The sequence below is a fragment of the Streptomyces sp. NPDC001153 genome, assembly GCF_053598315.1.
This window is the reverse complement of record NZ_JBSFJZ010000011.1, coordinates 114,888-126,546: the sequence shown is the minus strand read 5'-3', so window position 1 is coordinate 126,546 and position 11,659 is coordinate 114,888. Positions and strand designations below refer to the sequence as shown.

The window sequence follows — 11,659 nt, the reverse complement described above, 5'->3', positions numbered from 1 at the left end:
AACGAAGAGAACACAGTGAAGCGCACCCTGTCCGTCCCCGGCCTGGCCTACGGCGGCGACTACAACCCCGAGCAGTGGCCCGAGGAGGTGTGGGCCGAGGACATGCGCCTGATGCGCGAGGCCGGGGTGAACCTGGTCAGCGTCGGCATCTTCTCCTGGGCGCTGCTGGAACCGTCCGAGGGTCGTTACGACTTCTCGCACCTGGACAAGGTCCTCGGACTCCTGCACGAGAACGGCATCGCCGCCGACCTGGCCACGCCCACGGCGGCGCCTCCGGCGTGGTTCTTCCGCGCCCACCCGGAGGCGCTGCCGGTCGACCGCGACGGCCGCACCCTCTCCTACGGCAGCCGGCAGACCTTCTGCCCGTCCTCCCCCGCCTACCGCGAGGCCGCGCTGCGCATCGCGGGCGCGCTCGCCGAGCGGTACGCGGACCACCCCGCCGTGCGCATGTGGCACGTGCACAACGAGTACGGCTGCCACAACGCGGCCTGCTACTGCGACACCAGCGCGGCCGCGTTCCGCCGCTGGCTCCGGGCCCGCTACGGCCACGACCTGGCGGCACTCAACGGCGCCTGGGGAACGAGGTTCTGGAGCCAGTGGTACGGCGACTGGGAGGAGATCCTCCCGCCGCGCGCCACGGGCGCCGTACCCAACCCGACGCACCAGCTGGACTGGCGCCGGTTCTGCTCCGAGGAGCTGCTGTCGCTGTGCACGGCGGAACGGGACGTGCTGCGGGCGGCGGCGCCGTCGATCCCGGCCACCACCAACTTCATGGTGATGTTCGACTTCGACGCGCTCGACTACTGGCGCTGGGCGCCGGAGCTGGACATCGTCTCCAACGACCACTACCTGATGTCCGCCGACCCGGAGTCGCAGATCGACATCGCGCTGAGCGGCGACCTCACCCGCTCCCTGGCGGGCGGCCCATGGCTGCTGATGGAGCACTCCACCGGCGCGGTGAACTGGCAGCCCGTCAACCGGGCGAAGAATCCTGGAGAGTTGCGCCGTAACGCGCTGGCGCACGTGGCGCGCGGCGCGGACGGCATCGCGTACTTCCAGTGGCGGCAGTCGAGGGCGGGTGCGGAGCAGTGGCACTCGGCGATGGTGCCGCACGCGGGTACCGACAGCCGGATCTGGCGGGACGTGGTCCAACTGGGCGCGGACCTGCGGGCGTTGGCAGAGGTACGCGGCAGCACCTCGCCCGCCGAGGTGGCGGTCGTCTGGGACTGGGGCGCCCGCTGGGCCCTGGAACTGCCCTCGCAGCCGAGCGGGGAGCTGCGCTACGCGGACCTGGTCCGGGCCTGGTACGAGCCGCTGTGGCGGTCGGGTGTGCCCGTGGACTTCGTGCGACCGCAGGCTGACCTGTCCGCCTACCGCCTGGTCCTGGCGCCCAGCCTGTACCTGGTGGACGACGAGGGCGCGGCGAACCTGGCGGCGTTCGCCGAGCGCGGCGGCACCCTCGCCGTGGGCTTCCACAGCGGGGCCGTGGACGAGAACTGCCATGTGCGGCTGGGGGGTTACCCGGGCGCGTTCCGCGAGGTGCTGGGCGTCCGCTCGGACGAACCGTTCCCGCTGCTGCCCGACGAGCAGGTGGCTCTCTCCGGTGCGGTGCCGGACGGGGCGACGGGCACGCTGTGGTCGGAGCGGCTGCGGCTGGGAGGCGCCGAGGCGGTCGCCACGTACGCCGACGGCCCCCTGTCCGGCATCCCCGCGGTGACCCGCCGCCCGCACGGCACGGGCACCGCCTGGTACCTGGCCACGCTCCCGGACCCGGCCACGCTGGCCGCGCTGCTGGGCCGCGTACGGGGCGAGGCGGGCGTGGAACCGGTACGTACGGCCCCGCCCGGCGTGGAGGTGGTCCGCCGGCGCGGCCCGCAGGCGGACTACCTGTTCGTCATCGACCACGCCGGGCAGGGCGCGGAGGTGCCGATCGGACCGGGCGCGACGGAACTCCTCACCGGCAAGGAACTGCACGACTCGGTGACGGTCCCACCGGGCGAGGTCGCCGTCGTACGGGAACCGCGGTGACCTTCGCAGCAGGACGGCTCCCCGGGTGCTCCGGTGCCCGAACATGATCAAGGGGTGGTGCCGGACTGCTCCGGCACCACCCCTGAACCACGACTCTCACAAGTCGGGACGACAGGATCTGAACCCGCGACCCCTTGACCCCAGGAGTGAGCGTCAAGGCTATTTTCTGGACATAGCAGACTTAATCATGGCGCAGGAGGTGAGTGGAAGGCTCCCTCGTGCACCATCGCGCATACCGTGTGGTCCCCAACCGGTCCCCACTCGCGGGCATGGCTCTGATGCCAGACGCTCCGTGAGACGCGTCGACGCCATGACCAGGATGCACCGGCCGGACCTCTGCGGACACTGCCGTACAGCTACCCGTCCCCCGAGGGCGACATCTTCGCTCTGGGCACAGATCTTCACCACGGCCGACGCTACGAGGCAGATCCGTGCACCGGACACTGGTCCCCGGAGCTGGTCCCCAAGCCAACGTCACCGAGCCCTCCACCCAGTTGGAGGAGGAGACACTTACGTCATCGCCGACCAGGCATCCGTTACGCACGTCCAAGGGTTGCCGACGGGTCAGGAGGCCGGTTCGCCGCGGCCGGTCACGGCGTGAGATCTCGCGACTTTCCGCCTGAGGTCGCGGATGGCGACGCCGCGCGAGACACCGTGTTCGCGCATGACCTCAGCTAGGGAAGGCAGTTCCGTCATCTCCAAGTTGTCCTCGATCAGAGCCCTAACCGAGTCGGCAACCTTCAGGAACGTTCCCCGAGGACTGGCCTGCTGCGACACCCGTTATCCCCTCTGCTGGCCGCTAACGGGTTCAAGCGTCTTTACAGTCCCCCCACCTGACCGGCAGAGCGGCCACCGAGGCCCTCGTCCGAACCCTTACCCGCTGGCCCCCTCCTCCAGCACCCCGAGAACCCCGCGCTCACCGGGACCCTTGGGTTCGGCCCCGGTTTCCCCGCGTGCCTGGGCCGTACAGCCCCCGAGCCGCTTCGGGAACTTCCCCCGTTCCCCGGCGACGACCTCACCCACAAGACCCCCGACCTGGTCCTCCAGCTCTGCGCGACCACCCCCGAGGCCCTCACCGCCAAGGCCTGCACCCTCCTCACCGAGGCCACCGGCACCCTCCGTACCCGCTGGCGCCAGCCCGCCCACCTCCCCCCGCCCCCCGGCCAGACCCCCCGCAACCTCCGCGGATTCAAGGACGGCACGGAGAACCCCACCCCGAGGAGTGCGAACGCTGGGTCTGGGCGGACGACGCGACGTACCTCGTGGTCCGCCGTATCCACCTGAAGGTGAAGGAGTTCACGAGCCTCTCCCTCACCGTCCAGGAACAGACGATCGGCCGGCACCGGGACCCCGGCGCGCCCCTTGGACGCCGGCACGAACACGACGACGTGGACGTCTTCTCCAAAACCCCCGAAGGCCGCTACACGACCCCCCTGCACGCCCACGTCCGCGCCGCCAGCCCCCGCTACGACGGCGGCGCGCGCATGCTCCGCCGGGGCTACACGTACGACAACGGACCCGCCGACCAGGGCCTCCTCTTCCTCGCCTACATGCGCGACCCCACCCTCTTCACCCGGGTCCAGGAACAGCTCACGACGAGGGACGACCTGCACCCGTACACGGAACACCGTGCGTCGGCGCTCGCGTACGTCCCCCCGACCCCGGCGCCCGGCGAGTACGTGGAGGAGCGGTTCCTGGACTCATGAGGCTGGGACGCGCCCGCCCGGACGGGCGGTGGTGGCGAGCGCGCCCAGGGCCTCCTTACTCCAGCAGGGCCCCGTCGCGGTCGCGGCTCAGGACGTCAGGCCGGGTCCGCACCGGCCCCCGCCGTGAGCTTCGGCCGGACGTCGGGCGCCGTCGTGTGCCGGATGTCGGCGCCCAGCTTCACCAGGTCCTCGACCAGGTCGCGGTAACCGCGGGCCAGGTGGTGGTGGTTGCGCAGCGTGGTCCGGCCCGGTACCGCGAGCGCGGCGAGCAGCAGGACCGCGGCGGCGCGCAGGTCGGTGGCGTGGAGGTCGGTGCCGGGCCGGTACGGCGGGCAGGGGCCGTCGACGCGCAGGACCGTGTCGTCGACCGCCGTCCGCATGCCGAGCGCCTCCAGCTCCGGGGCGAAGCCGAAGCGGTGCTCCCAGACGGCCTCCCTGATGTGGGTGGGGCCTTCGGCGTACGCCGCCAGCAGGGCGAAGAAGGGCTGGTTGTCGCTGAACACGCCGCGCGACATGGCGGTGAACTCCACCGGCCGCAACGGCTTCGCCAGCGGGTGCGCGGTCACCTCGTCGGCGCCGACGTCGACGCGCACCCCCATGCGGTCCAGCAGGTCGAACTCGGGCGCGAGCGCGTGGACCGCGCGGTCGATGCCCGGGCCGGTGATCCGCAGCGGCTCGTCCGCCAGCAGGACGCCGGCGCAGATCCAGGTGACCACCTCGATCAGGTCGGGGATCAGCGTGACGTCGGCGGGCCGGTCCAGCGCCTGAGGGCCCCGCCCGTGGATCACCCACGTCTCGGGCCCGGCGAACTCGATGTCGGCGCCGAGGTCACGGAGCACGGTGACCATGTCGGTCACGTCGGGCTTGAGGTACGGGTGGTGCAGCGTGGTCGTCCCCTGCGTGACCGCGCCCATCAGCAGCGCGGTCTTGACCGCACCGCTGTAGCAGGGCCCGCTCATGAGCGCCTTGTTGCGCGTGTAGTCGAGCATGTCGATGGTGCACGGCGTGAGCCGCTGCGCGGTGAGGTCCACGGAGCCGTCCGCCGTCAGCCGGGTGGTGACCCCGAACCGCCCCATCACGTCCAGCATGTGCTCGACTGGCCTGCCGCGCGGGCCTTCGCCGATCGTGCAGCCGCCGCTCGCGGGCAGCCGGGCCACGCCGTTGCGCGAGACGAGGGCGGGCAGCAGGTAGAGCGAGCCGTGGATGCGGCCGACGAGATCGGCCGGCAGCTCCGCGCGGTCCCAGGCGGACGCGTCGACGGTGAACGTCTCGGCCGGCCCGTCGTAGTGCGCGTGCGCGCCCGCCGCGCGGAAGATCTCGCCCAGCACCGTCGTCTCGACGATGTCCGGGCAGTTCCCGATGCGCACCGGCGCGCTCGCGGTGGCCGCGGCGGCCACCGTGGTGACCAGGGAGTGCTTGAACCCGGAGGTGCGGACGGACCCGGAGAGCCGGTTCCCGCCGTGGATCTCCAGCAGCGGCTCGCCCGGGGGAGCGGGTTCTCGCCGACGGTCCTGCATGGGGGTACCTCCTGCGCTGAGTGGTGAGGGGGCGGGCGAAAGGGGCCGGTGCTCGATCGAACGCAGCCACTGCCGCGCTTGACTCGCACTGGTCAGGTGGACGACGGCGAGGCCGGGGTGCAGGCCGAGGAAAGCGGCCGTCTCGGCCCGCCGGGTGGCGTGCTGGGACCAGGCCCAGCGCAGCGGGTGGCGCGGGTTGCGCAGCATCGACCGCCAGGTCTCCCGGTTGCCGTGCCACAGCTCCCGGCCGGTGGCGGCGCGGACCACCGAGCGCCGCAGAACGCGGCGCATGACGGTCCGGCGGGGCAGGTCGAGCCAGACGAACGTGTCGGCGCGCTCGCCGAGCAGGTCGCCGACGACCCAGTGGTACTGGGCGTCGCAGATCCACGCCGGTGCCCGCGTGGCGCGCTCCACGTCGTCCGCGAACTCCGCGCGGTGGGTCCACCCGGGCCCGTGGTAGAGCGCGTCCATCTCGATGTGCCGGATGTCCAGCGCCCCGGCGAGGGCGGCGGCCAGCGTGGTCTTGCCCGCGCCGGAGATCCCGCCGACGACGATCCGCCGCATCGGTGCCTGCCCGGGCGCCACCGGCCGCGTCGGCCGCGTGAGGAACCCGGCCGACAGGGCCGTCCCCGCGCAGACGACGGCCAGGCCGAGCCACAGGACGGCGTTCCCGTGGGCCAGCAGCACCGTCCCGGCCGCCGGGGCGACGGCGCCCGCGATCCCGAAGGACGTCTGGAACGTCGCGTTGTAGCGGCCCTCCAGACCGGGCGGCGCGGCGGCGTTCGCCGTCGTGGTGACGACGGGGGCGAACAGCGCGTCGCCGAGCGTGCCGATCAGCGCCGCGCCGAGGACGACCGCGGTGGTGGACGGCCCCGTCCAGCCGGACGGTGCCATGACCAGGGCCGCCAGGGTGAAGAAGCAGGCCGCCAGGCGCAACGCCGGCGGGGCGGAGACGCGCTGCGCGTAGGCGACCGCGGGCCGCCGGGCCACGGCCATCGCCACGCAGGCGACGGCGATCACCACCCCCGGCACCCACGACGGCTGCCCCAGCACCACGACGGCAACCACCGGGAGCATCGTCGTCAGGCAGTCGGAGACGAACGCCAGCAACAGCGTCAGCAGGCACAGCCGCAGGAACCCGGGGTCGTCCCGCAAGTCGCGCCACCGCCACGCCCGCCCGTCGGCCGAGGGCTCGGCCCCGGGGGACGGCCGGACGTGCCGGCGCACCGTGAGCACCAGGCCCATGGCCGCCGCGTAGGTGAGGCCGTTGGCGTACGCGACCAGGTGCAGTCCCGTACCGCTGTCGATCAGCAGGCTCCCGGCGGCCGCGCCCATCGCGCCGCCCGCCGCCCACCCGCCGACCTTCAGCACGCTCGCCGTGCTCAGCACGCCGAGGAGCGCCTCGGCCGGGACCAACCGGGCCAGCAGCGGGGTGCTGGCCGTCCAGAACAGCCGGTCCGCGCCGACCGCGACGACGGCGAGCACGCCGACCTGCCAAGTCGCGGAGACGAAGGGGAACAGCGCGAACACCCCGGTGCGCACGGCGTAGCTCAGGGCCGCGCCGTTCGCCGGGCCCCACCGGTCCACCAGCAGGCCGTTCACCGGCCCCGCCAGCAGGCCGAGGAGCCCGCCGACCGTCAGCGCGGCACCGACGTGCGCCAGGGGGAGGTGCTGCCCCCGGGTGAAGAAGATCAACGCGACCGGCGTCCACAGGCCGTTGCCCACGCAGTCGACGGTCAGCGCCACCAGGTAGGTGCGCTTCCCGGGCGTCTCCCGCCCCCGGCCGATCCGGAACGGGGTCACGGGCGGACGAAGTGCACGAGCAGCGCCCGCCGGTCCACGGGGCAGGTGTCGGCGACCGGCGGGACGCCGTGCCAGGACCGGTCCGAGCGGACGAGCACGACGGACGTCCCGGTGGTCGGCGCCACCCGCTTCGCGCAGTCGTCCATGTCGGCGCTGCGCAGCAGCCGCAGGTCACCGCTCCACCGCGGGTCCCACCCGTCGTTGAAGTAGAAGAGGTGGGTCACCGCCTTGTCCGGGCGGTCGGTGTGCGGCTCGATCCAGCACCCCCGGGCGTAGCGGGTCATGCGGGCCTCGACCAGGCACCGTTCCAGGTCCACGCCGGTGAGCGCGGACAGCGCCTCGCGGTAGGGCCGGGAGACGACGTCCGCGACGAGCTGCCGCCAGTTCGCGGGGAGCGTGCGCACCTGGCCCTCGTCGACCGCGCCGGCGGTGACGAGGTTGCGGTTGAACATCCGGTACTGCTTGTCGGACCGGTTCAGGTCCGTGCGCTCGGACTCCTCGAAGCCGTCGTCGCTGAACTCGCCGCGCAGGCTCTCGGCGACGGCGTCCGTGACGAACGAGCGGGGGATCACGGCGTGGCCGAACGGGTCCTGTTCCAGCTCGGCCCCGCTGATGGTCTCGATGTCGACGAGGGACACGTCTTCTTCCTCACAGGTGGACGGGGTGGGTGAACGCGCCGGCGACCGTGCGCAGCCGGGTCTCCTCCCGGAGGCCGTGGAGCGTGAGCAGCCGGGCGACGCTGCCGTGTTCGGCTTCGATCCCGGCGATCAGCGAGCGCATCGTCGCCGCCGGCGTGGAGGTCCGCAGCCGCAGTTGCGCGAGGGTGTCCTCGCGGGTCCAGCCCGGGCGGGCGTCGGCGCCGCGCAGGGCGCGGTAGGCGCGGGCGGTCAGGGCGTAGTCCCGGGCGACGTCCGCCGTCCGCACCCCGAGCGCCCGCAGGACCAGGGCGCTGACCACGCCGGTGCGGTCCTTGCCCATCGCGCAGCAGATGTAGACGGGGACCTCCGCCCCGTCGGCGAGCAGGTCCACGATCTCCGCCGCGACCGGCGCCGCCCTGGTCAGCATGTCGCGGTAGTTCGCGAGGTAGTCGCTGGGCCGGGGCCGCACATTGCCCCGGATACGGCTCATGTCGCCGGCCACGGGCCGAGGCAGCACGGTCGCGCCCGTGCACTCGGGCCCCCGGTACTGCCGGCGTTCCTCCTCCAGGCGCAGGTCGACGACGGTACGGATGCCCAGCCCGCCCAGCGCCGGCGCCGTCTCCGGCGACGGCGCCGGCCCCCGGACGAGGAGCCCCCGCCGCAGGTACCCCCCGCCGGGACCGCGCAGCCCGCCCAGGTCACGCACGTTGGGCAGGCCCGGGACCATGATCCTCCGGGTGTTCATGCCATCCCTTCGCGGTACCGGTCGCTCAGGGCGGCGACGACCTGACGGACGACGGCCTCGTTCGCGACCGCGATACGGACGGCGGCCGGCAGCCCCGGCGCGCCCGACAGGTCCCGTACGACGATCCCCCGCTCCAGGAGGTGCCGGCTCGCGGCCTCGGCGGCCGTCGGGTCGGGGACGTCCCAGGTCACGAAGTTCCCGCCGCTCGGCCGGGCGCGCCAGCCGGGCACCGCGCGCTCGACCTCGGCCGCGAACCGCTCCCGCAGCCGTCGCACGTCGGCCCAGATCCCGGTGAAGACGGCCTGCTCCTCCAGCGAACGCCGCAGCAGCGCGACCGCCAGAGCGGAGACCGAGCCCTCCGGGTCCAGGTCGAACAGGTGCCGGGCGGTCGCCGGGTGCGCGACCGTCACCGCGATCCGGGCACCCGACAGGCCATAGCACTTGGAGAACGTGTTGACGCGGACGACGTGCCGCAGACCGGCGAGCCCGCGCACCAGCTCCTCGCCGCCCTCGGTGAACGCCAGGTAGGCGGTGTCCACGACCAGGAGACTGCCGTGCTCCGCCACGGCGTCCGCCAGCTCGGCCAGCTCCTCCGCACCGTGCACCTGCCCGGTGAAGCTGTGCGGGGTGGTGACGACGACGAACGCCGGCGCACCCGCGCGCAGCCGCCGCGCCAGGTCACGGAGGTCGAACAGGCCGGTCTCCGGGTCCGGGGCGACCGGGTCGAGGACACAGCCCGAGATCGCCGCGAACTTCGCCCAGCCGTCGAAGTTCGGCTGGTGCAGGACGATCCGCGACACCTCCGGGAACGCCCGGGTCAGCAGGTTCAGCCCCGGATCGCTGCCCGCGGTGAGCACGAGCGAGTCGACGTCCACCCCGAACCGGTCGGCCAGCATGCCGTAGACCGGCTGGAGGATGGGGTAGGTCAGCACGTCGTTCGGGTCGAACCGATCCAGCGTGGCCCGGTGCACCGCCGCCGCCCGGCTGTCGAGCAGCCCGCAGTTCTTGAGGTTGATCTCGTCGGGGACCCGGACGCGCCGGCTGCGGAACCGGCCGGCGCTCTCCCGCAGGAAGGGGGAGCCCGCCCCTTCCCGCGCCGTCACGAGCGTCTCGTCCCTCATGCCGGGCGCAGGGCCGGGCCGGCGGCGCGGGCAGGGATGTTCTCGAACACCTGCGTGACGTCCGGCTGGCTGCCGAAGACGATGTCGTAGCCCCGGGCCAGCTCCTCGTCGGTCAGCGCGTGGGTGCCCGGCACGAACAACTGCCGGTTGAACGCGGCCATCTCGTGATCGAGGAGGTCGGGGCCCGCGAGCTCCCAGGGGGCGTACACGGTCGGCCGGGCCCGGCCCCCGCGCTCCTGGACGGCCTCGATGGTCCGCTCGGCACCCTCGATCGTGGTGCCGGGCAGTCCGACGATGACGAAGCAGTTCAGCTCGATGCCCGACTCCTTGCACCAGGCCGAGAGCCGGTCGAGGTCCATCGCGGACTTCTGCTTCGGCCGGGGCAGCAACGCGCCCTCCTGCGGGTCGAGCGTCTCCAGACCGACGCTGATCCGGACGCAGCCGGCCGCCCCCATCGACCGGATCATCCCCTCGCTGAGGTGGTGGATCGTCGTCGCGCACTTCCACGGGTACGGGGACCCCCGGCCGGTCAGCTCCCGGCAGAGCTCCTCCATCCACTTCTTGTCCAGCGTGAACGTCGGCGCGTAGAACGCCACGTACTCGAACGGCGCCGCGGCGAACGACTCCTCGATGTACCGGAGCGTCCGCTCGACCGTGAGCCGCCGTTCCTTCCTCGTGTAGATCAGCGGCACCTCGCAGTAGGAGCAGCCGACCGGGCACCCGCGAGCCGCCGGGACGACCAGTTCGCGGCGGCGCGGGATGCCGCAGAACTTGTTCGCGTCGTCGAAGTAGAGGGCGTCGTAGTGCCCGTACGGGATCTCGTCGGGCGTCGGCAGGTACCAGTCCTCAGCCGGAAGCAGGTCACCGCGGCGCTTCGGAGCGGCCCAGGAGCCGTCGCGCCGCAGGTGCACCCCCGCCGCGTCCGACGCACGGCCCCGGAAGGTCTCGATCGCGGCGCCGACACCGGCCTCGAAGTCGCCGGTCTCCACGATCGCGTCGATGTCGAAGCGCTCGAAGAAGCGGGGGTTGACCCCGGACAGCCTGCCGAACGTGACGATCGGGGCGTCGGGGTTCAGCGCCCGCGCGTAGGAGACGAGCCGGCGCAGTCCGTCGATGCCGTCGAACTCGTTCATCACGGCGATCACGTCGTACCGCTCCTGGAAGAGCCTGCTGCCGAGGTCCTTCCACGTCAGCCGCTCGACACTGGCGTCGATGGCGGTCACCTGGGCGCCCGGGTAGACGGCGCGCAGGTGACCGGTGACCTGGTAAAGCGCGAGGTGGTGCCCCGCGTTGAAGTAGCTGAGCACCTGCGGCGGCCAGATCACGAGGATCTTCCGGGGTTCGTCCACAATCTTTCCCATGGGGGGTCCTTTCGGTGCCGGGCGCCGGACGGTCAGTTCTGCGGCCGGTACGCGGAGCCGGCGAGCCCGGTGGTCAGCCAGTACTCGATCTGGACCGTGATCCGCTCGGTCCCCTCCGGGTGCTCGATCTTCGAGACCGCGTGCCACGACTTGTCGGTGGGCGGGAAGGCGAGCAGTTGGCCGCCGACCGGGCTGATCTCCTCCGTGGGGCCCGCCTTGGGGGACGCGAAGATCTGGAACTGCCCGCCCGCCTCGATGGGCCAGTCACGGTTCAGGTAGAGGATCACGGTGATCGCCTTGGTCGGCTTGTCCTTGTGCACCGACAGGTAGTCGCCGTTGCGGTGGGTGTAGAGGCCGATGCTGCGTTGCAGGCCGGCCAGCGCGATCCCGGTCGACTTCTCCAGCCAGGCGGTGAACTCGGCGCCCCGCAGGTCCTCCACGAGGTCGCGCCAGATCGCGGGCAGGCGGGGGAAGACCGGGGCTTCCTTCTCCAGGACGATGAGGTCCACGAGGTTCATCCGGTACTGCTTCTCGTGCTTGGGGTCCTCGACCGCGATCTTCGCGACGTCGGCGGTCGGCATGGTCGCGAGCAACTCCTTCAGCTGCCCGTCGTCGAGCAGGTCACGGCCGCGGAAGAGCTGGAACGGCTGGGTACGTTCCTCCAGCGCCGAGTCGAGCGTCAGCACCACGGTGTCTCCTTCGGGTCGATGCGGGGGTCCCGGGACGGCCGGGGCCCGACC

8 protein-coding genes and 1 pseudogene are annotated in these 11,659 nt (G+C 72.6%); 3 read left to right on the top strand and 6 right to left on the bottom strand.

Going from position 1 to position 11,659, the window contains the following annotated elements:
* Positions 1-15: 15 nt before the first annotated feature.
* The 3 genes and pseudogenes from ACWDEN_RS15015 (at position 16) to ACWDEN_RS15005 (ending at position 3,734) form a co-directional block, all read left to right on the top strand.
* Positions 16-2,028 carry a beta-galactosidase gene (locus ACWDEN_RS15015; RefSeq protein ID WP_450859249.1) on the top strand — a complete coding sequence of 671 codons (2,013 nt, stop codon included), beginning with the start codon at positions 16-18 and terminating at the stop codon, positions 2,026-2,028.
* 921 nt (positions 2,029-2,949) lie between these two features.
* Positions 2,950-3,312 (top strand): annotated as a pseudogene (locus ACWDEN_RS15010) (Dyp-type peroxidase domain-containing protein); the annotation flags it as partial.
* Positions 3,216-3,734 (top strand): Dyp-type peroxidase, encoded by a 519-nt coding sequence (locus ACWDEN_RS15005; protein ID WP_450859373.1) that lies wholly within the window; start codon positions 3,216-3,218, stop codon positions 3,732-3,734. The pseudogene ACWDEN_RS15010 and the gene ACWDEN_RS15005, both read left to right, overlap by 97 nt.
* A 95-nt stretch (positions 3,735-3,829) precedes the next feature.
* Here the strand turns inward: ACWDEN_RS15005 and ACWDEN_RS15000 are convergent, their stop codons facing one another.
* The 6 genes from ACWDEN_RS15000 to ACWDEN_RS14975 are packed head-to-tail and all read right to left on the bottom strand — an operon-like array spanning position 3,830 to position 11,608.
* Entirely contained in the window at positions 3,830-7,054 is a 3,225-nt protein-coding gene (locus ACWDEN_RS15000; RefSeq protein WP_450859247.1) for an MFS transporter, read from the bottom strand.
* The gene (locus tag ACWDEN_RS14995; RefSeq protein WP_351608726.1) at positions 7,051-7,692 is read right to left on the bottom strand and encodes a prolyl hydroxylase family protein; all 642 of its coding nucleotides are present in this window, start codon (positions 7,690-7,692) and stop codon (positions 7,051-7,053) included. The genes ACWDEN_RS15000 and ACWDEN_RS14995 overlap by 4 nt, the downstream gene beginning before the upstream one ends.
* A gap of 10 nt (positions 7,693-7,702) precedes the next feature.
* The gene (locus ACWDEN_RS14990) at positions 7,703-8,437 is read right to left on the bottom strand and encodes a tyrosine-protein phosphatase (protein WP_351608723.1); all 735 of its coding nucleotides are present in this window, start codon (positions 8,435-8,437) and stop codon (positions 7,703-7,705) included.
* A complete protein-coding gene (locus ACWDEN_RS14985; RefSeq protein ID WP_351608721.1) occupies positions 8,434-9,558 on the bottom strand; it encodes a pyridoxal phosphate-dependent aminotransferase in 1,125 nt (374 codons plus the stop codon). The genes ACWDEN_RS14990 and ACWDEN_RS14985 overlap by 4 nt, the downstream gene beginning before the upstream one ends.
* Positions 9,555-10,919, bottom strand: a complete 1,365-nt coding sequence (locus ACWDEN_RS14980; RefSeq protein ID WP_450859243.1) for a B12-binding domain-containing radical SAM protein — start codon at positions 10,917-10,919, stop codon at positions 9,555-9,557. Before ACWDEN_RS14980 ends, ACWDEN_RS14985 begins: the two co-directional genes overlap by 4 nt.
* Positions 10,920-10,951: 32 nt before the next feature.
* Positions 10,952-11,608, bottom strand: a complete 657-nt coding sequence (locus ACWDEN_RS14975; RefSeq protein WP_450859241.1) for a 2OG-Fe(II) oxygenase — start codon at positions 11,606-11,608, stop codon at positions 10,952-10,954.
* Positions 11,609-11,659 lie beyond the last annotated feature (51 nt).